Raw genomic sequence first — 23,457 nt, 5'->3', positions numbered from 1 at the left:
TACAAATAAGAAGAAATTTTGAATTTGAACTCTAATGCAAAAACATCCACACTCACAAAAATAAATGTGAATCATATAAAATTCTGTAAATAGGTTTATGTTTTCTACAAATATCCCCAAATTTTGCTAAAAGAGGCATTGTCTTTACTGGGTAAAGCGCCTGCTGAGTTAGCGCCTATGGACATGCAGAAAGCTAGGCACTGGAAAACCAAGAGTATAGCGGGCATGATGAACTAGAAATGCAGTAAAAATTCCAGCTTTGTAGCAAAGTTTTATAGGTCTGTAAGCATGGTGGCTTGCAACTAACTTAGTTGCGCTTGGGCTAAAATCTCCTGTGCACCTTGTTGTTTAAAGCAGGATACTAAGTTTTGCACCAACGCTTGAGCCTGGTCGCGCGCACCTACAACGCATTCTTTAATAAAGGTCTTACCATCCAAGAGTCCTACAATGGCACGTATCTCTATTTGATCGCCCTGCAAGCGCGCATGCACCCCTAAGGGTACTTGACATCCCCCGCCCAACGCGCGCACAAAGTCCCGCTCTAAGCCACAGCATAAGGCGCTCAAAGGGTCGTTCAAACTGGAGATTTGGGCTAAAAGGGGATGATTGGCGCACATTTCAATGCCCAACGCACCCTGCCCCATGCTAGGGATCATCTCTTCTAAACTTAAAGGTGTTTGGTAGGGTAGCTGAATGCCCAATCGCTCCACACCCGCACATGCGAGCACAACCGCTTCAAACTCCCCTTGCCGCAAACGATCCAGTCGCCTTTGCACATTCCCGCGCAAACTCAAAGGGTCTAGATCTATACGCAAGGCTTTAAGTTGCATCGCGCGCCTAAGTGAAGTCGTACCCACGCGCGCATGGGGGGGTAGGGCTTGTAAGTTGGGGTATTGATAGCTTAAAAAACAATCTTGAGGATTGGCACGCGCGCTCACACAGGCGAGCACTAAGCCTTCTTGCAAGTCTACGGGCACATCTTTAAGTGAATGTACCGCTAAATCGATCTCTCCCTTAAGCAATAAAATTTCTAGCTCTTTTGTAAAAAGTCCCTTGCCCCCGATTTTAGCTAGAGGCACATCTAAAATCTTGTCTCCTTTGGTTTTCACGACCCTAATTTCGCTCTCCAAGCCCAAAGAGGATAGCAGTCCTTGCACATGCCTAGCCTGCCAAAGCGCGAGTGCACTCCCCCGACTTCCAATCACCACCCTAGCGCGCATCTTTGTCCTTGTCTAACACCTCTACATCAATAATTCCATTATCTTCTTGGGGAGGGTTTCTCAACCATGCCACTAACAAAGCCAATAATCCAAAAACATCGCATAAAACTCCGGGCAAGATCAAGAGCAACCCTCCCAATGTGCGCAAAAACATTCCCTCCATCAATTTCAAAGGATCGCGCGTGCTAAAATCTAAGGCTTTTAAAGACCCCTTGAATAGTGCCGCCCCACCCACAAACGCGCTCAGCACTACTTCCAAGATAAAGGCAAATAAGCCAAAATCCTGTACAACATTGATGATTAACACCACCTCAACTACGAGGTAAAATACCCCCAAGACAAGCAAAAAGGGCATTAAGTGCGTGCCTCTAAAAGGGTTTGTACAATTAAATCGCGTGCGATCGTGTGTTTACTTAAACCCTGCCGTGTAATGAGTTCAAATTGTCCCTCTAGGGCTTGTTTACCTATAATGAGCGCATGGGAGCAACCGATGAGCTCAAAATCTGCCATCTTAGCCCCAAAGCGATCAGCGCGATCGTCTAGTAAAACATCGATCTCTGCTTTTTTAAGCTCCTCATAAATCTGTGTGCCCAACGCTTCTAGCGCGCTATCTTTAGGATTAGCCACCACCACGACCACCTCAAAGGGCGCGCTAGCTTTACTCCACACACATCCTTTTTCATCGCTATATTGCTCTAAGATTGCGCTCATTAAACGAGTTACCCCAATCCCATAACAGCCCATCTCAAAGTGTTGTAAACGCCCCTCTTTATCTAAATAAGTTGCCTCCATACTCTTAGAATATTTGTCGCCCAATTTGAAAATATGTCCCACCTCAATACTGCGTTTTTCACTTAACGCTCCCTGACACTCCACACAACGATCTTGGGGACGGGTTTTAGCGATGTCTTGATAATTTAAATCCGCAAAAGTGGCTAAATCCACCCCCACAAAGTGTTGATCTGCCTCATTTGCGCCACAAATCAAGCAATCCGCATCTTGCAAATCCACATCAAAGATCACTTCTATATCAGGCACTAAGTGTTTGAGTCCATAAGCCCCAATATAGCCTACAGGTAAGCCTAATGCTGTAACCTCGCTTGGACTCATCTCTTCTAATTCTAGGGCATTTTCTAGCGCGCTTTTATTGAACGCATTCAAAGCTTTAGTGTCTTCTAATTGATCGTCTCCCCTTAAAAAAAACACCACCGGGCGTGTTCCCTTACTCAAGCGTGCTTTCTTGAGTACGGCTTTCATCAAAAAGTAGGCAGGCACTTTAAAAAACGCGCTAAGTTTCTCAATGGTAGGGGTATTGGGGGTGTAAAATTTAGCAAAACTGGCTTTAGGGACATTATCAGGTTCAGGGCGTTTAGCGCGTTTAGCAATCTCAATATTGGCAGCATAAGAGCAATTTTGGCATACAATCACGCTGTCCTCTCCGCATTCGGCTAAGACCACAAACTCCTTACTCTTGCTCCCCCCAATCGCTCCGCTATCTGCCTCCACCGCGCGAAAATCCAGCCCTAGTTTTGTGAAAATTTCGCTATAAGCTGCATGCATGCGCTCAAACTCTCTATCTAGGCATTCTGTATTAGCATGAAAACTATAAGCATCCTTCATGACAAATTCACGCGCGCGCATCAATCCAAAGCGGGGACGGATTTCGTCGCGAAACTTAGTGTGGATTTGGTAGAGATTTAAGGGGAGTTGCTTATAACTCTTGACATGGGCTTTGATGATCTGTGTGATGGGTTCTTCGTGAGTGGGGCTAAGTACACAGGGGTTATCTTTACGATCTAAAAAGCTCAAAAGTTCTTTGCCGTATTGTTCAAAACGCCCGCTCTGCTGCCACAAGGATGCGGGTACAACAAAACCTAGGGTGCACTCCTGTGCTCCATAGCTGTCCATCACCTCCTTAATCATTGCTCTAATCTTACTGAGTACCTTATGTCCTAAGGGCAGAAAGTGGTAGAGCCCACTCCCCATTTGCTGGATAAACCCCCCCTGCACCATAAACTGATGGCTCTTGAGTACCGCGTCCTTAGGGACTTCCTTAGTTGTGGGGGCAAAGAGTTGAGACAAACGCATTACAATCCTTCTTCGCTAAATTCGCATTTGTAGCGGTTGATAAACATGTTTCCCTTACCTAGATTAAAAAGGCTTTTAAGGCATTCGCCTAACATGTCGCTCTCAGGCTTATGGGCGTTTTTTTTCAGAGTGGCGGTGGGGTGGTGGAGAAAGGTGTTAAAGGCGTTGTGCAAAATACGCGCCACACTTTCTTCATGTTCTTGGGGTAGGTAGCCCTTTTTGATGGCGCGATGTAACTCTTTGAGTGCAGCCTCTTTAGCCAACCCTCTTAAATCTTTGATCAGAGGATCCACCTCTAAGCTTTGCAACCATTGTGTAAATTTGACGCTGTACTGCCCCACTACTTGGTAAGCGCCATGCATGTCTTTTTGGCGTTGTTCTAAATTATGTGCCACCACTCCCTGTAAATCATCCACACTATAAAGCCAAATATTGGACTCTGTGGGGGTCTCAATGTTTCTAGGCACGGCTAAATCAAACCACCAACGCCTAAAGTTACAGGCGCGCACCATCCCTTGAGTGATGACGCTTGTACGCGCGCTCGTAGCACAAAATAAAAAGACATGGGTGTTGATTCCTTGTGCTAATGTGCTTAACGGCTGTAGCTGTAAGTTTTGATTTCCTAAATTTTTGGCGAAGTCTTGAGCGTGTTCGTAGTTGCGGTTATAGAGTACGACCTCAAAACCTTTAGCCAACAAGTGTTTGCACACCAACTGCCCCATCTCGCCCACCCCCACCACCATCGCGCGTTTGTCCAACTTCTCTGTGTCCAAAATTTCAATAGCCTGTTTGACTGCCACAGAGGCGATAGAGATTGCTTGAGAAGAGATCGCTGTGGCGTTACGCACGCCAGCGGCACATTTGAGCGCAAAATGGGCTAAACGACTCAAGTGTTTCGCGCACAAGCGCGCCTGCAAACAGAGTTTAAAAGCGTCTTTAAACTGCCCGGTGATCTGGGTTTCGCCCACCACCAAACTATCCAAACTGCTCACCACGCAAAAGACATGGTGGATAGCGTGCATGTGGGCATGCGTCTCTAAGCCAGTTTGAAGAGTCTTTAAATCCACTTGTTTAGCCTGTGCAAGGGCTTTTAGTAAGTGCTGTGCTGTATGCTCGGGTGCGCTAGTGTAGAGATAAAATTCTACACGATTGCATGTGCAAAGCGCCATGATCTCTTGGATAGCCTTGTATTCTCTTTTGAGTTGGGCTAAAAACTCTAGCAAGGCATCTTGCTCAAAGACAAGCCTCTCTCGGGTGTCAATAGGCAATAATTTATGACTAAAACCTAGACTTAGATAGTCTGCCTGCATTAAAACTCTCTCTCTATTAGACCAGAAGCGACGCGCTCCAAGCTATCATGCCCTTTGATGGCTTGGAGAGCTAGGTGAGCATAATGCCTAATTCGTTCTAAAGTTTGTTCCACAATACCATGGATTTTGAATTGCTCTTGACACCATGCTAGTGCCTCCGCATTGGCGTTTTTAAAACATGTCTGTAGGCGCTCTTGGTTAGTTGGGTCTAGTTGTTGGTGTAATAGGATGTAGGGTAGAGTACTTTTACCCTCCTTGAAATCGTTAAAGGCGGGTTTACCTAAGACTTCTTTGGGTTGGGTGATGTCTAGGAGATCGTCCATAATCTGAAAGGCGATCCCAAAATTTAACCCAAAAATGCGGTAAGCCTGTGGGTCTAGCCCAGCTAGTATAGCTGCACCCGCACAACTAGCAACGATTAAAGATGCACTTTTGTCCTGAATAATATCCACATAACGCGCACTATCGCTATGAAAAGCATGAGAAGCCATGACATCTTTAATCTCCCCCCTAGAGAGCTCCATTACACTATGAGCGACTAACTGGGCGATTTTTCCATCTAATTTTGTGAGCTCCAAAAAGGCTTTGGCGTAAAAGACATCACCTAGCATGATGGCGTTTTGGTTGCCAAAAATATGGTTGACGGAAGCATGTGCGCGTCTAGTATGGGCATTATCAATCACATCGTCATGGAGGAGCGAGGCGCTTTGAATCATCTCAATGATAGCGCAAAAATCGATGAGTTGGGCATGCTTGGGACAAATAGCCAAGATTAACTTGCTGCGCAACATCTTGCCCTGCCCTAGCACACATGCCATGCGATCCACATCTGCGCTTTGAACTTGGGCTAAAAATTGCTGAATTCTCTGTGCGATTTGTTCTAACATTAGGGTTGCTCGATCCATTTGAGTTTGGCAGAGGCACGCACGCGCAAGTGCGCATGTTGATTGGTAGAATCAAATTTTTTAAAAGTTAAAGCAAAGTAGGGAGGGGTGGGGTCAACACTCTGACTTGTATGAGCCTGTACCACTTCCTTGAAGAGATCGAGTCTAAAGGTATCGCGTTGGAAATCCGGATAGAGAATAAACTGGTAGGGAAAATTATTGCATTTTAAATGCACCACTAACCCGCCGTCTTTATAAAGTGTCCAACGCAAAGAAAGAGGCTTTTTAAATTTGCCTAGCTGTAACTCCCCCCTGTAAACCTGATCCTTTTTAAGATCGAGCAATTTATCTAGGCTCTTTGCCATAGCAATCTCGCACAAGACGATCAAGACGACAAAAAGCCTACTCATGCCCTAGAATATTAGCCATCGATGTCATCACTAAATCTATCTTTTTAGCTTGTACGCGCGCCTGCAACGCTTGATCAAACTTGCACTGCTTGAGCAAATCCTCAAGCCTCTCTTCTAAACCCACCTCCTCTAAGAGGAACGCACTCAGAGCCTGCAACTCCAAGAGTCTTTCTAATTCGGCCCTCACGGGCTTTTGGCTGGCATGCAAGATCACATCGCCCCATTTTTCAACGGGGTCGCCTTCAAATACCTCTAAAAGATTGTCTGACATTTATGCCAAACTTGCCTTGAGCATCCAAACGGCTTTTTGGAATTTAGCAAGCTGTTCGTCCGCATAAGCAAGAGTTACCTTGTCGTCTGTCTGACCTGCCAAGTCTGAGAGTTGCACGAAATGCTTTTCTAGGTGCTCATAGTCCTTCAGGACAGCTTCAAAAACCTCTTTAGAGTGGAAAGTATGTTTACTTTCTTCTTTGACATGGGCAAGTTTAAGCGCCTCAGCCAAAGTAACTACGGGAACAGCCCCTAATTGTACTACGCGCTCAGCCAAGTCATCAAAAAGCTCGGCAAATTGTCCATAGACCTCTTGGGTGAATTTGTGCACAGGGTAAAAATCCGGCCCTTTAACATTCCAATGAAAATTGTGCAATTTCATGAACAAAACGATGCTATCAGCCTGAAGTTGTTTGAGTAAATCAACCACTTTCGTTTTCATAATGCGAAACCTTTTTGTTTATTCCTAGTCTCAACGACTGGTGTTGAATTTTAACTTAAAATAGTTAATAGCTCTCTTTGAGAGCAATTTCCGCCATAGTGCTGTGTGTTTACTTTTTGAATTTTCAAAGAGATTGATCTCTGGAATCGTAGCAATACTAAGATTTGCTATAATCACTTATGCAAAGAATTAAGAGAATTTTACTCATCGGTTCGGGTCCTATTGTCATTGGGCAGGCGTGCGAATTTGACTACTCTTCTAGCATTGCCCTTAAAACACTAAAAAGTTTGGGCTATGAAGTGGTGCTTTTAAATTCTAATCCTATCACTATCAACACCGATAAAGCCCTTGCTTACAAAACCTACATTGAGCCCATCAACACGCAAAATGTGCTTAAAATTGTAGAGCTTGAGAACATCGAGGCGATTTTACCCACAATGGGGGGGCAAACGGCGTTAAATATCATGGTTGAGTTGCACCAACAAGGGCATTTTGAGGGGTCCCTAAAAGATGTCAAGCTTTTAGGTGCAAAGATTGAGAGCATCTTGAAAGCGGAGGATCGACGGGCGTTTAAAGAGTGCATGCTGAGTATTGGGCTAGATCTACCTAAAGGGGGCTATGCTTACAGCGAAGAAGAAGCGTTAAGTGTGGTTAAGGAGGTGGGCTTTCCTTGTATTATCCGCTCTAGCTTTACTTTAGGCGGAGAGGGTAGTTCTGTCGCCTTCAATATCGAGGAATTCAGGGACTTAGCTAAGTTTGCCCTAGAAGCTTCGCCGATTTCTGAAATCTTGATTGAAGAAAGTTTGTTAGGTTGCAAGGAATTTGAAATGGAGGTGGTGCGTGATAAAAATGACAATTGTGTGATCGTGTGCTGTATTGAAAATGTCGATCCTATGGGCATTCACACAGGCGATAGCATCACTATCGCTCCCGCATTAACTTTAACAGACAAAGAGTACCAACGCATGCGCGATGCGAGCTTTGCAGTTCTTAGAGCGGTGGGTGTGGATACGGGAGGGGCAAATGTCCAGTTTGCGATTAAAGACCGGCGTTTGTTGGTCATTGAAATGAATCCACGGGTGAGTAGAAGCTCTGCACTTGCTAGTAAAGCTACACTTTTTCCCATTGCTAAAGTGGCTACACTTTTAGCGCTAGGCTTCACTTTAGAAGAAATCCAAAATGACATCACCCAAAGCACAACCTGCTTTGAACCTACTCTAGATTACATCATCACGAAAATCCCCCATTTTGATTTTGAGAAATTCCCCCAAGTGGACACCACTCTAGGCACTTCCATGAAAAGTATCGGGGAGGTGATGGGTATTGGAGGGAGCTTTAAAGAAAGTCTGATGAAGGCAATGGAGAGTGATTATCTTCTAAAAGATTTGCGATCCTTCTTACAAACCCCTTTAGACTTGGAGTTTCTTAAAAAAGAACTACGCCGTCCTAACCCCAAGCGCCTGCTCTATGCTATGCACGCTTTTGGCGATGGGCTTAGTGTGGATGAGGTGCACAGCCTGTGCTACATTGATCCCTACTTTTTAAACGAGATAAGGGAGATCGTGCAAATCCTTTTAGACTTACAAGACACAGACACGAAAGTCTTATTGGGCGACAAACAAGCCCTATTTAAACTTAAGAGCATGGGTTTAAGCGATACTTTGATCGCTAGTTTCTTGGGCGTGCAAGAACAAGATATCCGCTATGCTAGGGAGGCACTAGATCTACATCCTAAAATGTATCAGGTGGATTTAAGTGCTAATGAGTTTAAAAGTCCTACCCCCTATCTGTATTCTACCTACGCTCCTGCTTTTCCCGCTGCCAAACCTTCCCTCAAATCCACCCGCTCAAAAGTGATTTTAATCGGCTCAAGTGCCAATAAAATCGGAGTAGGGATGGAGTTTGATTACGCTTTAACCCACGCCAGTCTAGCGCTTAAGAAAATGGGTTTAAGCCCCATCATCATCAACAACAACCCAGAGACTATCAGCACCGACCACGACACCAGCGATACACTCTATTTTGAGCCCATTACGCTAGAACATGTCCTAGAGATTGTCGCACGAGAAAAGGCGCATTTATTGGGTGTGGTGGTGGGCTTTGGAGGACAAACTCCGCTTAAGATTGCTAAAGATTTAGAAAAATTAGGTGTTCCTTTGCTAGGCACAGCTTTTAAAAATATTGAAATTGCCGAAGAACGGGATTTGTGCCATAAGCTTTTAGATAGCTTGAACATTGCCTACCCTAAGGGACTATGTGCCAATTCTAAAGAGCATGCCTTAGAGTGTCTAGAGCAGCTAGAAATGCCTATAATCTTACGCCCGAGTTTTGTACTAGGGGGAGCTAAGATGCGTATTTTGCAAAGCGTACAAGAGTGTTTAGATTACATCGAAGATTATAGTTTTGAAACAAGTTTGTTAATGGATCGTTTTTTAGAAGATGCTCTAGAGCTAGATGTCGATGCCGTCTGTGATCAAAAAAGTGTCTTTGTATGTTCTGTGTTAGAGCATATTGAACCTGCTGGGATTCACTCTGGAGATAGCACCTGTTTTATCCCTCCAAGTCTAAGCTCCCAACTCTTAGAGGAAGTCTATAGTCAAACCAAAAAAATTGCTTTAGGCTTACAGGTTTTAGGGTTGATCAATATCCAATTTGCCTATAAGGATAACCAACTCTTTGTATTAGAAATCAATCCTCGTTGCTCGCGTACAATTCCCTTTGTTTCCAAAGCTTTGGGCTTAGATATTAGCGAGATGGCTGTACGGGTGATGGTGGGGCAGAGATTGGAGGATTTGGCTAAAGAATTTACTTTAGTATGTAAATCTGAACATCTCTTTGTTCCTAAAGACTTGCATTATGTTTTTGTCAAAGAAAGCGTGTTTCCTTTTAATAAGCTCTATGGGGCAGATTTAGTTTTAGGACCTGAAATGAAAAGCACGGGTGAGGTGGCCGGCGTGGGGCATACGCTGGCGCAAGCCTTTTATAAATCCCAGTTAGCCTGCAATAACCCTATTAAACATACAGGTAATGTTTTTGTATCCCTGAAAGATGGCGACAAACACAAAGCTATGCCCTTGATGCGTGCTTTAGTCAGCTTAGGTTTTAAACTTTATGCCACTACTGGCACGCATAAAGCTTTGCAAGTAGGCGGATTGGAAAGTGTGCAAGTCCTTAAAATTTCAGAAGGGCGTCCCAATATTTCAGATTTCATGCTCAATCATGAAATTGACATGGCGATCAACACCAGCGATAGACTTAATGAAGATTCTAAGATTATCCGCATGCAAGTGCTTAAAAATAAAATTTCCTATTTCACCACGCTCAAGGCGGTCGAAAAGGTGTTGTTGAGTTTACTAGAGTATTCTAAATTTAAGGATAGCCCGCCGGTGAGCTTGCAAGAATTGCAATAAGAAGGCACATCTTTAAACTGAAAGTATAGGTGTGTTGCGGGGCATTTTATGGTGTCATCTGCAACGCTCACCACTTGCGCTGTAAGGAGTTCCTAGCTCTAGAGCTAGGGAGGTATGCCCAACGACCATGCGAGGGATGCTTATTGGTGGCTTTACTTGAAAGACACTTCACAGCTTTGAGTTTTATTAGATGAGATCTCTTGGAATATTACTTAGAAGGAAGTCCCGCCGAACCTTGTAGCGCGGGAGTGTAAGTACCTTTGGAGATGGCATCACAGCGCATGCAGATACCTAAATCTCCAAACCCAACAATAGAAAATTAGAGCTTGCTAGCGTGATCGCGGAGATATTCTTGAACGCCTTCGTGAGTGGGTTTCATGCCCGCATCGCCCTTTCTCCAGCCCGCAGGGCACACCTCACCATGTTCCTCGAAGAAAAGCAAAGCATCTACCATGCGTAACATTTCGTCTACATTCCTACCTAAAGGAAAGTCATTGATAACAGCATGGCGCACCTTTTGGTGTTTGTCAATCAAAAAAGAACCTCGAAGCGCGATCGCGTCATCAAAAAGCACATCATAACTTCTAGAAATCTCTTTTTTTACATCAGCAACCATAGGGAAGCTTACTTGACCAATCCCGCCTTTGTCAACAGGGGTATTTTTCCACGCATAGTGTACCACTTCGGTGTCAATAGACACACCAATCACATTGAAGCCCTTTTCATGAAAGTCTTTCACGCGGTGATCGAAAGCGATGATTTCAGAAGGACAAACAAAAGTAAAATCTTTGGGCCAGAAGAACAGCACTGCACCATTCTTGCCTAGATTCTTAGAGAGCTCAAAATTATCATCTACTTGGTTATTGGGCAAAATCGCCGTTGCTTTAAAATCAGGGGCTAACTTAGTTACCAACATAAAAACTCCTTAAAATCTATAATTGCGTCAAAAGACGCGACACTATAATAAAAACAGCCTGAATAATCAAGAGCCATTAGTTATAATCACTTTCACAGCCATTTTATACCCACAAGGATCGATTTGAAGCGCAGTCTGTCTTTTAAGATGTTTTGGCGTTCCATACACCAACTCTTTTCCTTTTTTAACCGACGCGATAAAAAAATTGTCATGCTCTTAGTATTGATGTCCGTAGGCATGTCGATTTTAGAGGTGCTTACCATCAGTATGATTATGCCCTTCATCACTCTAGCAAGTAACCCAACCCTTATTTTGGAGCACCCCTATAGTAAAATCATCTATGAGGGTTTACATTTCAAGAGTCCTCTATATTTCATGTACGCCTTTAGCTTTTCTTTAGTGGGGCTGTATTTTTTTAGAATGGGTTATGGGGTGCTTTTTACATATCTGAATAGTCGTTTTTCCAATAAAAAAGCCCACATGATTGCTCAACAGCTTTTTTTACGCCATATCCAAGCCTCCTATTTAGAACACACTAATTTACACTTGGATCGTATCCGCAACACTATTATCACGAAAAGCAATCAAACTATGGATGGATTTGGCGCATTGTGGAATTTACTTTCAGAGACCATGATCATTATGTTTTTATATGTCTTGCTCTTGTTGACAAACTGGAAAATGACATTGGTATTGAGTATTTTACTTCTTTTACAGATTTTCTTTATCACCAAACACATGTCTAAAACGATCCAAAAAAAAGGGCGTGTTGTAACCACAATGAGTGAGAAATCTCTTAAAGTGCTCTCAAAATTCTTTGGAAATTTCAAACTCACACGGCTTAAAAACAGCCATCTTGAAGCCTGTAAGCGTTTTTCTGAATATAGTCTAAAAAACGCCCGCGCTAAGATTGCTTACCAAACTATGCAGGTGATGCCCAATAAAATCTTAGAAACCATAGGTTTTAGTCTGCTGATCTTAGCAGTTGCCTATGTGCTTTACAAATACGGCGAAGCTAAGATGGTCTTACCCATCATTTCGATGTATGCTCTAGCTCTTTATCGTATGCTCCCTTCCATTAGTAGAATTTTAGGCAATTACAACATTATCACCTTTCACCAACATGCTATCAATATTGTTTATAAAGATTTTCATAAACCCATCCAAGATGAAGGGGATGCTCCCCTCAATTTTACCCATGATATTCAATTACGGCATCTCAATTTTGCTTATAAATTTCGCTACCCTGTATTGCAAAATTTTAATCTCACAATCTACAAGGGGCAAAAGGTTGCCTTTATAGGTCCTAGCGGATGTGGGAAATCTACTTTAGTGGATATTATCATGGGTATGCTCACCCCTAGCAATGGTGAGATTCGTATCGATGGAAACCTCTTAAGTTTTGAAAATATTAAAAGTTGGCGTCAAAAATTTGGCTATATCCCACAAAATATTTACCTCTTTGATGGCAATATTGCCGAAAATATTGCCTTTGGAAGTCCTTTAGATGAACAAAGACTAATAGAAGTGTGTAAGATGGCGCATATTTACGATTTTCTCACCCAACATGAAGGGATTTATACCCAAGTGGGCGAGGGAGGGGTGAAGCTCAGTGGGGGGCAAAAACAGCGCATCGGCATCGCGCGCGCGCTCTATGACGATCCGGAAATTTTGGTGCTCGATGAAGCCACCTCTGCGCTAGACACCTTCACAGAGAGCAAGATCATGGACGAAATCTACAATGTGGCGCAAAACAGGACCCTGCTTGTGATCGCCCATCGCTTAAGCACCATCGAACGCTGCGATGTGGTCATTGATTTGCAAAAAATGCAGCACAATCCTGCAAGTTAAAAGCCTTGAAACTCTCGATATAACCCACGCGCCCCGCACTTTTTATCAAGGTCTTGAGCGCGGGGTTGTTATAGCCCAAAAACGCGATCCCATTCTCACGCGCACAGAGATAATCATTATGGCTATCTCCAATGAGCACCATCTGCTCAGGTACATAAGCATGTTGTTCGATCAGGCGCGCCACCACCTTCACCTTAGCTGGGGGACTCCCCTCAATGCTTTTAAAATAGGAGGTGATCTCCAAAAACTCACAGAGTAGCTGTAACTCGGTGTGCAAAGCCGCAGAAGCCACATGAAAAGGGTAATACTGGTAATGAGCTTGGATAAAGCCTAGCACCTCTGTATTGAGATGGCTTTTAGAAAAAAGCTCCTTAGCGATGATTTTGCCAAATTCTAGCACCAACGCGTCTACTTGGTGTGCGTCTAGGGGAGTGCCCAAAATATGGCGGTAGAAATAATCAATTTTTTCGCCCCTAGAAATCCCCCCACTGCTGTAGTGGTATTGCTCAAAGGCCTGCCATGCCTGTGCGCTCACATCGCCAAACAAGCGCTGATAACCTGCACATTTCAAGTGCATGCTATCAAAGATCACCCCATCAAAATCCCATACCACTATCTTAAAATCCATGCGCGCTCCTCTAGCTTACTTTAACAAATTCAGATTAACCGCCCAAATTTGCGTTGCCGTTGTTGGAAGGCGTGGATAATGGCTTGTAAGTGCGTGGGGGTAAAATCTGGCCAAAGTACAGGACTAAAGAAGAGCTCGGCATAGCTAGATTGCCAAAGCAAAAAGTTAGAGAGACGCATCTCCCCGCCCGTGCGCACTAGCAAATCCACATCGGGCATACCCGCTGTATCTAAATGTGCTCCGATAAGTTCTTGCATATCCGCACTGCTTCTTTGGTGGCGTATAATTTGCGCACAGGCGCGCGCGATCTCATCGCGTGCGCCGTAATTGAGCGCGAGTACTTGAGTGAGCGCGCGGTGGTGTGCAGTATCTCTCTCTAAAGCCAAGATTGTTTGGCGTAGGGCAGGACTAAAGCGCTCCAAATTGCCGATCGCTTTAAAGCGGATTTGATTTTCTAGGTAAGTAGGTCTTTCTTGAATTAAATATCTTTTAAGCATGCGCATTAAAAAATCCACTTCCCTTTGGGGACGATTCCAATTTTCCGTAGAAAATGCATAAAGTGTTAAGTAGGCGATGTGGTTTTTGGCGCACCAAATAGTGATCTCGCGCAAGGCAACAACGCCTCGTCTGTGCCCATAAGTGCGCGGTTTTCCCTGCATTTTGGCCCACCTGCCATTGCCGTCCATGATAATGGCTAGGTGTACTAGGGCGTTCATCGCGTACAAGCGTCCACTAAATAGGCGATGTGCTGGAAGGGGATATGGGTTTGCTGGCTTAAGCCCACCTCACAGGTGCTAGAACTACAAAACCCACGCTTCAAATTTTTATCCTTGTAGAAACGCGCCAAATCCATGAGGGCGTGTTGGTTGAGCTCAGGGGTCAAAAAGCCCTTATCACCCGCAAAACCACAACAGAGCGTGTCGGTATGCTCTAGCACCGCGCCTTGCACGCATGCCTGCGCCAACGCGCGCATATTCTCTTGATAACCTAATCTCTTAGAAGCACACATGGTATACAACGCCACACTTTCTTGCAAAGGTTGGATCTGCAGGGATTCTAACAAGATTTCTTGGATAAAAATGGGCATGTCGTAAATTTGTAGCCCCTGATCTTTGAAACCCTCTAAAAGATGCGCGCTGCACGCGCTGTGATCGAGCACAATGGGGATCTCTCCCTCCTTGCAGAGCTCCTTAAACATTTGGGCATTTTTCTCTTGGTTTTGCGCGCTCAGATCCGCATAATTGATAAAAGCCTTGCCACAGCAAAATTTGGGCAGGCTTGGGGGGTAGAGTACCCCAAAGCCGGCTTTAGCGCACAAGGATTCAAAGACTTCTTGCAAACTGCGCCTATCGGGCATGAATTTGGAGGGCGCAAAGGCGCGATTCATGCAGGTGGAGAAGTAGAGTACATTTTTTGTAGCCGGTTTGCTGTGCAATTTGTAGGGGTTGCTTTGGGGCATGTATTTGGAGATCGCAGGCGTGCCTAGTTTCAAGTGGGCTTGCATGCTCCATGTTTGCAAGTTTTCAGAGCCCAAGAGCACTTGAGCGATTTGGGTGGCATGAAGCCCCCCTTTGAGCGCGCTAATCGTGGTGTCTAGGTGGTTTAAAACGCTTTTAGCAAGGGCGGGGGCTTTGGCTTCTTGGCGACTCTTGAGCGCGATAGTGGCGCTATCAATGCCCAAGGGGCAGAGGGTGGCACACATATGGCAAGCCGCACAGGTTTCATCGCTCAAATACGCATAGCCCTCTAAGAGTTCTTCTAAGAGGGGTTGGTTTTCTTGGCTCTCTTGCAAATGGGCGATCTCTCTTTGCAACACAATGCGTTGTCTAGGGGTGAGTGAGAGGTAACGACTCGGGCAAGCGCGCTCGCAAAAGCCACACTCCATGCATGATTCTAGGGGCGCTGCGATGAGGGGGCTTGTTTTTAAATTTTTGGTATGGATATGGGGATCCTCAGAGAGAATCACATCCGGGTTTAAAAGCCCTTCAGGGTCAAATAGGGCTTTAATGCGTTGGCAGATGCCATAGGCTTTCTTGCCCCATTCTAATTCTACAAAGGGGGCGACCATGCGCCCTGTGCCATGTTCAGCCTTGATAGAGCCTTGCAAAGAAGCCACCATGTGCGCCATGTCCTCTACCAGCGCGCTAAATTGTGTCCGTTCGTCTTCATTCTCCAAAAGCGGGGTGATCACAAAGTGCAAATTCCCGCTTAGGGCATGCCCAAAGATCACGCTATGTTCTTTAAAACCATGCACGGCTAAGAGGTCTTGCAAGCGCGCGATCCCCTCTTGTAAATGCTCCATAGAAAAGCATAAATCCTCTGTGATCACACTCGCCCCCACGCGCCGCCTGCCCGCCACAATGGGGAAGAGCCCCTTTCTAATTTTCCACCATGTGTTGTACTCTTTAGGGTCTGCACTCTTGGCAATGGGCAAAATTGTGGGCACATTTTCTAGGGCTTGGAGCACAAAGATCGTATTTGCCTCTAGAATGCCTAAATCATCGCTTTCTAATTGCGCTAAAATACAAGTGTAGCCGGGCTCAACGCGATTCAACACCTCTGGCATGCCCTCCACCCCCTGCATACTGGCTAAACAGGCAAAATCCATCACCTCCGCCGCGCTAATTTTATCTTTATTGTTCGCTAAAATACGCACCGCTTCAATGGCTAGATTCAAATTCTCATAAAAGAGCAATAAACAGGTTTTAAAGGGCAAATCGGGCACACAGGCAAGCTCGCATGCAGCGATGAATCCCAAAGTCCCCTCTGAGCCGATGAAGAGGTGGCTTAGAATCTCAATGGGATCGCTAAAGTCAATGAGGGCATTCAGACTATAGCCCGTGGTGTTTTTGATCTGGTATTTCTTTTTAATGAGGGCATGCAGATTAGAATCTTCTAGCACCTCTTGGCGCAACTCTAAGAGCCCTTCTAATAGCGTTGAGTGACTCTTCTTGAAAGCTTGTACACTGGACTCTTGAGCCGTGTCCAAGAGTGTACCATCGCTTAAAATCACGCGGATCGATTTGAGCGTGTGGTAGCTGTTTTGCTCCACCCCACAACACATGCCACTGGCATTATTCGCCAAAATCCCCCCTATCATCGCTGTGGCGATGGTGGCTGGGTCGGGTCCGATTTTTTGGTGTTGGGGTTTGAGTGCGTGGTTGGCTTGCGCGCCAATGACTCCACAGCCCAAGCGCACACTTTGCCCATCCTCATGAAGACTGATCTCTTGCCACCCCAAGCTTGCCATCACCAGCACCCCCTCAGAACACGCCTGTCCAGACAGAGAACTCCCTGCAGCCCTAAAAGTTAGAGGGGTTTTGTATTTTTGGGCTAACGCGTAGATTTTGATGATCTCTGCCTCATTGAGGGCTTTGCAAACCAACTGGGGGATGTAGCGATAACAAGATGCGTCTATGCCATAGACCAAGCGGCGCAAATAGTCCTTGTAGATCCGATCGCCCAAGAATGTTTGGGCTTCTTGGTAAAAGGCGTTGTAATTTCCTTGCATGGGCGGACACCTTTAAAATGAGATAGAGCATTTTACCACTTCTACTTAGTTGTGTGCAGGGGTTTTTCATTCCAAACATAAATGTGCTAAAATCCAAGAAACACGAAAGGACACTTATGAGTGAAAATGATTACGCCCACCACCGCGTGGATTTGCAGGATTTCAACCCTAAGGATTGGTGTATCGTGGATATTCGAGACGCGCAGTCCTATGAGGAGGCGCATTTGAAAGATGCGATTCATCTCAATGATTTAGAAGCCATCAGAGAGTTTGCCCTAGCCCATCCCAAGCATAAGATTTTGTTGCAATGCCGCATAGGGCGTAGTGCCGCGCATTATGCCAGTCTCTTACACGAGGCGGGGCTAGAGAATGTCTACTTTCTAAAGGCATGTGTAGAGGATTTTGAAACCCATGGTCTAGAGATGGTGCGCGCTTAAGTTGCAACCTAATATCGTAGTGGTGGGGCTTAGGCCTTATGAGGGGGATTTGGAGGTTAAGAGCCTTGTTTGCAATGTCTTGGAGTTTTTGCCCATTAAGGCACAAGATTTAGAAATCCACACGCCCCAAGGAAACCTCACACTAGTTGACATCGGCGCGTTGATCTTCACTTCTAAACACGCGCCCTTAGCTCTTGAGCACTCTTTAAAAGGTTCGCACGCATTAGAATGGCTTAAAACTTTGCCTAGTTTTGTGATTGCGCCTCGAAGTGCACGCTACGCTCAAGATTTAGGTTTTCAAGTTGCGTTGGTGGGACATGCGGGTAGAGGGGAGCTCTTTGCTCAAGAAATTTTACCTAGCCTACGGCAATGCTTACGAAACAAAAGCGCGCTGTACGTGCGTGCCCAACACAGCGCCTCTAATCTTAGCGCGTGGTTACAAGCGCATTTAAGCGTGCGAGAGATTATCGTTTACGCCAACAAACCCCTAAAACTTGCATCTAGCCTCAAACCTCCACCTCATTCTATCCTGATTTTCACAGCTCCCAGTGTCTATAGAGCATTTGTAGGTAATTTTGGCTGGGATCGGAGTTATCGCGCTATTGCCTTAGGGGAAACGACTTATAGGGCTTTTGCGCCTGAAGTGCGCGCGTTGGTCAGTCCAGAACCCAGTCTTCAAGCTAGTGTAACATTAGCTAAAGAGCTAGCTAGCTGTGTTAAAGTAGCACATCAAGATTAAGAAGGGAGCACGCATGGGTTTGGTTGTTTGGGCAGCTTTAGGGGGTGCGCTAGGGAGTTCGTTACGCTACTTGGTAGGCAAACTTATGCCTTCACGATTTCTCATGTGGGAAAGTTTCCCTTTGGGCACTTTTAGCGTCAACCTCATTGGGTGCTTTGTGATCGGCTTTGCCGGGCATTTAGCGCTCAAGGGGATCTTAGGCGATCGCGTGGGGGTGTTTTTTATCACGGGTGTGTTGGGAGGTTTTACTACTTTTTCTTCTTTTGGGCTGGACACGCTCAAACTCTTGCAAAAGCAAGCTATCAGCGAAGCCCTTGCCTATGTATTGGGTACAAACCTGCTAGGGTTGGGGTGCGTGGCATTGGGCTGGGGGTTAGCTAAACTGGTTGGCTAGATTTTTCTTGCGCCTTGATCTCTAGAAAATAGCGGGTTAAAATGATGGTTTGTAGCAAGGTAGCAAAGAAGTTAAAAATAGGAATAAGAGAGAAGAGATAAGCCAAAATAGAGATTTTATGATGAGTAATTTTATAGTCTCTTAATACCTCCGTGTAGCGCTCTTGATTAAAGAGGGAGGTGGCGATATCAAAAGAAAGTGTATTCTTAAAAAAGAAATAGTGAGGGATTAGTGAAACAAAGATTCCAATAAAGGGGATAAAATAAAGGGGGGAACATACAAGCAAAAACATGCACAAATAGGCAAGCTGTTTTAGGAAATATTGTAAGCAAAAGGATAGATCGCCAAATTCTTCTAAGGGAAGATTGGGATAGTCTTTCTTATGCACATAAGCAATTACAATGGGGGTGTAAAAAATGGCCACCAAGATATTGCCAATTAGGCTTAAGACAAGCACAAACAAGCCCAGCAACATATAGACAAAAACTTTCAAGATGAGTGAGAAAAAGGCGGGAACGAGACCGCTACTATGGGCATAATGATACCAGCTAGCGGGCAAGAAACCTTCCAAAATGCGCACCATATTATCGCTAAAGTAGAATAGCAAGATTCCCCAAAATAGTAGCCCAACAAGCACGGGACCCAAATTCAAAAACAACATCTTCCAGCTTAAAAAATCTTTCCAGCTCTCTTGAATGGTGCGCAACGGACCTTTCATGTCATTCTCTCTTTCTTATTTGTTTAAGCTTAGCATGCTAAAATGCGGGCTTATGCGTGCTTACTATAGCAGGCTCTCATTCTACAATACTTTGGAGAATTTTATGGTTAAAAGAGGCATGATTTTAGCGGGATTGCTAGGTTTTAGTGTACTAAGCGCAACCACCTTAGCCACCGTAACTTTTGCAGGTAAAAAGGGGGGCAAACCTGTAGTAGTGGATATCACTGAAAGCGATTTTGATGTCATCAAGCAAAGAAATCCCAATTTTGATTTCAACAAATTAGAAGAGAAGCAAAAAAGAGGGTTACTAGAGAATGCGATTAATAATCTCTTAATTGAGCGAGAAGCCCGAAGAGAGAACTTAGAAAATACTCAGGAATTTAAAAATAACCTAGAGAGTTATAAGAAGCAACTTTTAGTGGAGATATGGGCAAAGCGCAAGGCGGAAGTGATTGGCGAAGAGAAAATTCCAGAGGATCAGCTCCAACGATACTATGAAGATAATAAGGCAAAGTTTGTGCAACAAGAGGCGCAGGCGCGCCATATTTTGCTTAAAACAGAGACGGATGCTAAACGCGTGATCTCTGAACTCAATAAAGTGCCTAAAAACAAAGTGGAGGGCGAGTTTATTAAAATTGCCAACCGCGATTCCATTGATCCGAACACTAAAAATACCAAGAACGGGGGCGATTTGGGCAAATTTCAAAAAAGTCAAATGACCCCTGAGTTTTCTAAAGCTGTTTTTGCGCTTAGACCGGGCACTTACACAAAAGAACCCATAAAAACAGAATTTGGCTACCATGTCATCTACCTTATCAAAAAGAATGAGCCTATCACCCCCACTTTCGCACAAGCTAAGCAGACCATTATTGGTATTCTTAAAGAGCATCAATTTCAAGAATATGTTAAAGGAGAATTGGAAAAGTTGCGCAAGCAAGTGAAGATTGATGTCAAGCCCCTAACTTCTTCACATTAAGGAGAACCCATGCTAGTTAAAGGAAGCGAAATTCTCAATAAAGCCCATAAAGAAGGTTATGGTGTGGGCGCGTTTAATTTCGTGAATGTGGAAATGTTGCGCGCTATTTTTGAGGCGGCTGATAGCGCCAAATCTCCCTTAATTGTGCAGGCAAGTGAGGGGGCAATTAAGTATTTAGGCATCGATATGGTCTTGGGACTTGTGCACACGATGTCTCAACGCTATCCCCATATTCCCGTAGCGTTGCATTTGGATCACGGTACTTCCTTTGAAAGCTGTAAAAAGGCTGTGGATGCGGGCTTCACTTCTGTGATGATCGACGCGTCTCACCATCCTTTCAAGGAAAACCTAGAGCTCACCAAGCAGGTAGTGGATTATGCTCACTCTAAGAATGTGAGCGTAGAGGCTGAACTAGGGCGTTTAATGGGTATTGAGGACAATATTTCTGTGGATGAAAAGGACGCGGTTTTAGTTAATCCTGATGAGGCTGAGGAGTTTGTCAAGGTGAGTCATGTGGATTATCTAGCCCCCGCTATTGGCACAAGCCATGGGGCGTTTAAATTTAAGGGCGAACCCAAATTAGACTTTGAGCGTTTGCTGGAAGTTAAAAAGCGCACTGATATTCCTCTAGTTTTGCACGGGGCGAGCGCTATTCCTGAGAATGTGCGCCAAGCTTTTCTAGCCACAGGTGGGGATCTTAAGGGTAGTAAGGGTGTACCCTTTGCGTTTTTGCAAGAGTCTATCAAGGGAGGTATTAACAAAGTCAATATTGATACAGATTTGCGTATCGCTTTTATTGCTCAAGTCCGCAATGTTGCTAACCAAAATCCTAGCGAATTTGACCTACGCAAATTTTTCACCCCCGGCGTTGAGGCAGTAAAACAAGTCATTATAGAGCGCATGCACCTTTTGGGTAGTGCGGATAAAATTTAAGGGATATCCATGGCTATTGGAATGAGCGAGCTTAAAAAAAATCTCAAGATTGAGATTCAAGGCGTACCTTATCGCATTGTGGAGTACCAACATGTCAAGCCGGGCAAGGGTGCGGCTTTCGTGCGGGCTAAGATTAAGTCTTTTTTGGACGGCAAGGTGATTGAGAAGACCTTCCACGCGGGGGATAAGTGCGAAGAACCCAACCTTATGCAAAAACCCATGCAATTCCTTTACCACGATGGTGCGTCTTATCAATTCATGGATGTAGAGACTTATGAGCAAATCGCCTTGAGTGAAGATCAGGTGGGCGAAGCTCCTAAGTGGATGTTGGAAGGTTCACAGGTACAAGTTCTCTTTCATAACGATAAGGCAATTTCAGTGGAGGTGGCCCAAGTGGTGGCACTCAAAATTACGGAAACTCCGCCTAATTTTAAGGGAGACACTTCCAGTGGTAGTAAGAAACCTGCCACGCTAGAAACTGGTGCAGTTGTACAAGTGCCTTTCCATGTGCTCGAGGGAGAGGTGGTTAAGGTCAATACCCAAACGGGAGAATATTTAGAGAAGCTCAAAACTTAAGATAGGCTTAGATCCAAGCCTTTTCTCGTATAATCCGCGCCTGTGATAGCAAGTTTTTTCTGAAAAGACTCGTTGGTATTTGTGTTGGCTGTGTCCTTTTTGCCCCACAAAACTGACACGCCACCCCCAAACATCAAACTAGATTACAATAATGTCAAAAGTGTCTGTACTTCCTTGTTGGTATTTTTTAATAAAGAGGGCTAATAATCTTCTTTATGAATATGGTGCATTTGTTCAAGTTTCTACCAAGAACAATTAATTAAAACCTAACAATATTGGACTAGAATAAAAAAATTCAAATACCATAGGGAGTTCTCATGCCGATTCTGCGTTTTTTAGAAGATGTTAAGTTTGATTCCTTGTATATTCAAATGCTTTTAGAAACTGCTACCAGTAAAGAGATCCGTATTGTGATGCCAAAGGATAAGGAGATGCATGAGCACTACGCGCCTGGGGCTATCATGGTTCGCGTATTAAGCGGGCAGATTTGGTTTGAAGTGGAGGGCAAAAGGCATATACTTCGTGTTGGCGATTGTATTGCTTTAGATGCGCATATTCGTCATAGTCTAGGCGGGCTGGAAGATAGTGTGTTAAATCTTAGCCTGAGCAAGTTAGATAATGTCCAACGAGTGCTAGATGTTGCTTCATCCAAGTAATCCTCGTGGGAAATTTTTTGTCTAGAATTTTTAAAGGAGAAACAATCTAAGCCTTTGATTCTTGAGGAGAAATAAATGTGTCTCCTAGTTTTGTGGTGGCTATGCCTTGAATGGCTCTTAGCTCAAAATATCAATTTGCAAACCCTCTTAAATAGGCAGGGTGTTTATGGTGTCGTGCAGAAGGTTATAGATATCGGTCCTGATTACAAAATGGTGATTGTGGAAAATAATGATAAGTGGGTAATATGGTGGCTAGATAAGCATACATTTAAACTAGACAGTAAAGAACCGGACGATTACCAAGGTCGCTTACAAGAGCGCGTAGAAGATGAAGTTTTTGCACATAATCAAGCTATGTCTCTCAAAATGTGGAAGCTTTTTAACCCTAAGAACTCTGAACTGTCTGGTTTTTATGAAACCCTGTCCTCTTTAAAGCCTTTGCAGAATACGCACTGGAAAATTGCCATTTTTGAAACCCCTAGTGTATGGCTCATTGACGCGGATTCTTCACAAGCCATAGAAGTTAAGCAAGCCTTCGGACGTGATGCGATCCTTTTTAACCGAATCAATACACGTTTCAAACAAATCTCTCAAAGCAAAGCCCCTGTTCTCTTTGCCTCCTTTTTTGAAGCAGTGCCAAAACCATGCTTGGATAACTTTGAGTCTCCAAATTCTAAAGCTCCTGATCTTTATCTGATTTTGAATTTTTTAAAAGACTCTCATTATAACCTCTATTGGCGCACTAAAGAAATCATCGATAAGTTTCCTCGTATCTTGGGGCGTTATAAGGTACATGTCTTGACCTTGGGAGATAGTGAAGATGGGTTGCCCCATGCTTATGACTCTACGCATAAAAGACTTCCCGATTTCTATGAGGATCTGAAAAAGCAATTTCATGCCATATCAGTGGAGGGCGCTTGTGATAAATGTAACGCGCCTGATGATGCTAAAAAAGTTGGTAATACAGGGGTAGATTGGTTATCATTCCTCTATGGTTTAGATGATGGGCGTATTGATGGCTATCTAGATGAGAGCACCCCTCTACCCCTTATTTATAGTCCTAAATTAGGGCTAGAAACAGCAACTTA

The 23,457-nt window shown here is 44.4% G+C and carries 22 protein-coding genes and 1 pseudogene; 10 read left to right on the top strand and 13 right to left on the bottom strand.

Features of this window, described 5'->3' with window-relative positions:
• Window positions 1-302 precede the first annotated feature (302 nt).
• The 8 genes from hemC to C6G87_RS02055 are packed head-to-tail and all read right to left on the bottom strand — an operon-like array spanning window position 303 to window position 6,624.
• Entirely contained in the window at window positions 303-1,220 is a 918-nt protein-coding gene (hemC, locus tag C6G87_RS02090) for a hydroxymethylbilane synthase (protein WP_104751888.1), read from the bottom strand.
• A complete protein-coding gene (locus C6G87_RS02085) occupies window positions 1,210-1,575 on the bottom strand; it encodes an FxsA family protein (RefSeq protein ID WP_104751887.1) in 366 nt (121 codons plus the stop codon). Before C6G87_RS02085 ends, hemC begins: the two co-directional genes overlap by 11 nt.
• Window positions 1,575-3,308 (bottom strand): proline--tRNA ligase, encoded by a 1,734-nt coding sequence (gene proS, locus C6G87_RS02080; RefSeq protein WP_104751886.1) that lies wholly within the window; start codon window positions 3,306-3,308, stop codon window positions 1,575-1,577. Before proS ends, C6G87_RS02085 begins: the two co-directional genes overlap by 1 nt.
• On the bottom strand, window positions 3,308-4,618 hold the full coding sequence (hemA, locus tag C6G87_RS02075) for a glutamyl-tRNA reductase (protein WP_104751885.1): 1,311 nt from the start codon (window positions 4,616-4,618) through the stop codon (window positions 3,308-3,310). Before hemA ends, proS begins: the two co-directional genes overlap by 1 nt.
• Window positions 4,618-5,505 (bottom strand): polyprenyl synthetase family protein, encoded by an 888-nt coding sequence (locus C6G87_RS02070; RefSeq protein WP_104751884.1) that lies wholly within the window; start codon window positions 5,503-5,505, stop codon window positions 4,618-4,620. Before C6G87_RS02070 ends, hemA begins: the two co-directional genes overlap by 1 nt.
• Window positions 5,505-5,912, bottom strand: coding sequence for a hypothetical protein (locus tag C6G87_RS02065; RefSeq protein ID WP_104751883.1), 408 nt, complete (start codon window positions 5,910-5,912; stop codon window positions 5,505-5,507). Before C6G87_RS02065 ends, C6G87_RS02070 begins: the two co-directional genes overlap by 1 nt.
• Window positions 5,905-6,183 carry a DUF2018 family protein gene (locus C6G87_RS02060; RefSeq protein WP_104751882.1) on the bottom strand — a complete coding sequence of 93 codons (279 nt, stop codon included), beginning with the start codon at window positions 6,181-6,183 and terminating at the stop codon, window positions 5,905-5,907. The genes C6G87_RS02065 and C6G87_RS02060 overlap by 8 nt, the downstream gene beginning before the upstream one ends.
• Window positions 6,184-6,624, bottom strand: a complete 441-nt coding sequence (locus C6G87_RS02055) for a Dps family protein (RefSeq protein ID WP_104751881.1) — start codon at window positions 6,622-6,624, stop codon at window positions 6,184-6,186. It lies immediately after the preceding gene.
• A 179-nt stretch (window positions 6,625-6,803) separates the two neighbouring features.
• Here C6G87_RS02055 and carB point away from each other — a divergent pair, with 179 nt between their 5' ends.
• Entirely contained in the window at window positions 6,804-10,034 is a 3,231-nt protein-coding gene (gene carB / locus C6G87_RS02050; RefSeq protein ID WP_104751880.1) for a carbamoyl-phosphate synthase large subunit, read from the top strand.
• Window positions 10,035-10,353: 319 nt separating this feature from the next.
• On the opposite strand, the gene C6G87_RS02045 is transcribed toward carB, so the two are convergent.
• Window positions 10,354-10,950, bottom strand: coding sequence for a peroxiredoxin (locus C6G87_RS02045; protein ID WP_104751879.1), 597 nt, complete (start codon window positions 10,948-10,950; stop codon window positions 10,354-10,356).
• Window positions 10,951-11,097: 147 nt separating this feature from the next.
• On the opposite strand from C6G87_RS02045, the gene C6G87_RS02040 reads away from it, so the two are divergent.
• Window positions 11,098-12,801, top strand: a complete 1,704-nt coding sequence (locus C6G87_RS02040; protein WP_104751891.1) for an ABC transporter ATP-binding protein/permease — start codon at window positions 11,098-11,100, stop codon at window positions 12,799-12,801.
• Here C6G87_RS02040 and C6G87_RS02035 read toward each other — a convergent pair.
• Genes C6G87_RS02035 through C6G87_RS02025 form a run of 3 tightly spaced genes read right to left on the bottom strand, consistent with a single transcriptional unit; the run spans window position 12,761 to window position 16,940 of the window.
• Entirely contained in the window at window positions 12,761-13,429 is a 669-nt protein-coding gene (locus C6G87_RS02035; protein ID WP_104751878.1) for an HAD family hydrolase, read from the bottom strand. The two genes, C6G87_RS02040 and C6G87_RS02035, sit on opposite strands and share 41 nt — an antisense overlap.
• A 29-nt stretch (window positions 13,430-13,458) precedes the next feature.
• Window positions 13,459-14,145 (bottom strand): di-trans,poly-cis-decaprenylcistransferase, encoded by a 687-nt coding sequence (locus C6G87_RS02030; RefSeq protein WP_104751877.1) that lies wholly within the window; start codon window positions 14,143-14,145, stop codon window positions 13,459-13,461.
• Complete coding sequence (locus C6G87_RS02025; protein WP_104751876.1) at window positions 14,142-16,940, bottom strand: FAD-binding and (Fe-S)-binding domain-containing protein; 2,799 nt, start codon at window positions 16,938-16,940, stop codon at window positions 14,142-14,144. Before C6G87_RS02025 ends, C6G87_RS02030 begins: the two co-directional genes overlap by 4 nt.
• Before the next feature lie 116 nt (window positions 16,941-17,056).
• Between C6G87_RS02025 and C6G87_RS02020 the strand changes: the two genes are divergently transcribed.
• The 3 genes from C6G87_RS02020 to crcB are packed head-to-tail and all read left to right on the top strand — an operon-like array spanning window position 17,057 to window position 18,510.
• Window positions 17,057-17,377 carry a rhodanese-like domain-containing protein gene (locus C6G87_RS02020; RefSeq protein WP_199767603.1) on the top strand — a complete coding sequence of 107 codons (321 nt, stop codon included), beginning with the start codon at window positions 17,057-17,059 and terminating at the stop codon, window positions 17,375-17,377.
• Between the two features lies 1 nt (window position 17,378).
• On the top strand, window positions 17,379-18,116 hold the full coding sequence (locus tag C6G87_RS02015) for a uroporphyrinogen-III synthase (protein WP_104751875.1): 738 nt from the start codon (window positions 17,379-17,381) through the stop codon (window positions 18,114-18,116).
• Between the two features lie 13 nt (window positions 18,117-18,129).
• Window positions 18,130-18,510, top strand: coding sequence for a fluoride efflux transporter CrcB (crcB, locus tag C6G87_RS02010; protein ID WP_104751874.1), 381 nt, complete (start codon window positions 18,130-18,132; stop codon window positions 18,508-18,510).
• Here crcB and C6G87_RS02005 read toward each other — a convergent pair.
• Window positions 18,494-19,228: an EI24 domain-containing protein gene (locus C6G87_RS02005; protein WP_104751873.1), complete on the bottom strand. Its 735-nt coding sequence runs from the start codon at window positions 19,226-19,228 to the stop codon at window positions 18,494-18,496. The two genes, crcB and C6G87_RS02005, sit on opposite strands and share 17 nt — an antisense overlap.
• A 118-nt stretch (window positions 19,229-19,346) precedes the next feature.
• Here C6G87_RS02005 and C6G87_RS02000 point away from each other — a divergent pair, with 118 nt between their 5' ends.
• The 5 genes and pseudogenes from C6G87_RS02000 to C6G87_RS01980 all read left to right on the top strand — a co-directional run.
• A complete protein-coding gene (locus C6G87_RS02000; protein WP_233708960.1) occupies window positions 19,347-20,204 on the top strand; it encodes a peptidylprolyl isomerase in 858 nt (285 codons plus the stop codon).
• A gap of 9 nt (window positions 20,205-20,213) precedes the next feature.
• A complete protein-coding gene (locus C6G87_RS01995; protein WP_104751872.1) occupies window positions 20,214-21,137 on the top strand; it encodes a class II fructose-bisphosphate aldolase in 924 nt (307 codons plus the stop codon).
• A 9-nt stretch (window positions 21,138-21,146) separates the two neighbouring features.
• Complete coding sequence (efp, locus tag C6G87_RS01990) at window positions 21,147-21,713, top strand: elongation factor P (RefSeq protein WP_104751871.1); 567 nt, start codon at window positions 21,147-21,149, stop codon at window positions 21,711-21,713.
• Between the two features lie 317 nt (window positions 21,714-22,030).
• Window positions 22,031-22,369 (top strand): cupin domain-containing protein, encoded by a 339-nt coding sequence (locus tag C6G87_RS01985; RefSeq protein WP_104751870.1) that lies wholly within the window; start codon window positions 22,031-22,033, stop codon window positions 22,367-22,369.
• A 75-nt stretch (window positions 22,370-22,444) separates the two neighbouring features.
• A pseudogene (locus tag C6G87_RS01980) lies at window positions 22,445-23,457 on the top strand (hypothetical protein); the annotation flags it as partial.

It is taken from the genome of Helicobacter baculiformis (assembly GCF_900197685.1).
Taxonomy (GTDB): Bacteria; Campylobacterota; Campylobacteria; order Campylobacterales; family Helicobacteraceae; genus Helicobacter; species Helicobacter baculiformis.
The sequence above is the reverse complement of the archived record's forward strand: the minus strand, read 5'-3'. Positions and strand labels throughout refer to the sequence as shown.

Excerpts from the sequence above, each read along its gene's own strand:
- C6G87_RS02060 (WP_104751882.1), bottom strand. The coding sequence starts at position 6,183 with ATGTCAGACAATCTTTTAGAGGTATTTGAAGGCGACCCCGTTGAAAAA.
- C6G87_RS02040 (WP_104751891.1), top strand. The coding sequence starts at position 11,098 with ATGTTTTGGCGTTCCATACACCAACTCTTTTCCTTTTTTAACCGACGC.
- C6G87_RS02005 (WP_104751873.1), bottom strand. The coding sequence starts at position 19,228 with ATGAAAGGTCCGTTGCGCACCATTCAAGAGAGCTGGAAAGATTTTTTA.
- C6G87_RS01985 (WP_104751870.1), top strand. The coding sequence starts at position 22,031 with ATGCCGATTCTGCGTTTTTTAGAAGATGTTAAGTTTGATTCCTTGTAT.
- C6G87_RS02025 (WP_104751876.1), bottom strand. The coding sequence starts at position 16,940 with ATGCAAGGAAATTACAACGCCTTTTACCAAGAAGCCCAAACATTCTTG.
- C6G87_RS02000 (WP_233708960.1), top strand. The coding sequence starts at position 19,347 with ATGATTTTAGCGGGATTGCTAGGTTTTAGTGTACTAAGCGCAACCACC.
- proS (WP_104751886.1), bottom strand. The coding sequence starts at position 3,308 with ATGCGTTTGTCTCAACTCTTTGCCCCCACAACTAAGGAAGTCCCTAAG.
- C6G87_RS02035 (WP_104751878.1), bottom strand. The coding sequence starts at position 13,429 with ATGGATTTTAAGATAGTGGTATGGGATTTTGATGGGGTGATCTTTGAT.
- C6G87_RS02070 (WP_104751884.1), bottom strand. The coding sequence starts at position 5,505 with ATGTTAGAACAAATCGCACAGAGAATTCAGCAATTTTTAGCCCAAGTT.
- C6G87_RS02065 (WP_104751883.1), bottom strand. The coding sequence starts at position 5,912 with ATGAGTAGGCTTTTTGTCGTCTTGATCGTCTTGTGCGAGATTGCTATG.
- C6G87_RS02055 (WP_104751881.1), bottom strand. The coding sequence starts at position 6,624 with ATGAAAACGAAAGTGGTTGATTTACTCAAACAACTTCAGGCTGATAGC.
- C6G87_RS02085 (WP_104751887.1), bottom strand. The coding sequence starts at position 1,575 with ATGCCCTTTTTGCTTGTCTTGGGGGTATTTTACCTCGTAGTTGAGGTG.
- C6G87_RS02020 (WP_199767603.1), top strand. The coding sequence starts at position 17,057 with ATGAGTGAAAATGATTACGCCCACCACCGCGTGGATTTGCAGGATTTC.
- C6G87_RS02045 (WP_104751879.1), bottom strand. The coding sequence starts at position 10,950 with ATGTTGGTAACTAAGTTAGCCCCTGATTTTAAAGCAACGGCGATTTTG.
- carB (WP_104751880.1), top strand. The coding sequence starts at position 6,804 with ATGCAAAGAATTAAGAGAATTTTACTCATCGGTTCGGGTCCTATTGTC.
- C6G87_RS02030 (WP_104751877.1), bottom strand. The coding sequence starts at position 14,145 with ATGAACGCCCTAGTACACCTAGCCATTATCATGGACGGCAATGGCAGG.
- C6G87_RS01995 (WP_104751872.1), top strand. The coding sequence starts at position 20,214 with ATGCTAGTTAAAGGAAGCGAAATTCTCAATAAAGCCCATAAAGAAGGT.
- crcB (WP_104751874.1), top strand. The coding sequence starts at position 18,130 with ATGGGTTTGGTTGTTTGGGCAGCTTTAGGGGGTGCGCTAGGGAGTTCG.
- hemC (WP_104751888.1), bottom strand. The coding sequence starts at position 1,220 with ATGCGCGCTAGGGTGGTGATTGGAAGTCGGGGGAGTGCACTCGCGCTT.
- hemA (WP_104751885.1), bottom strand. The coding sequence starts at position 4,618 with ATGCAGGCAGACTATCTAAGTCTAGGTTTTAGTCATAAATTATTGCCT.
- efp (WP_104751871.1), top strand. The coding sequence starts at position 21,147 with ATGGCTATTGGAATGAGCGAGCTTAAAAAAAATCTCAAGATTGAGATT.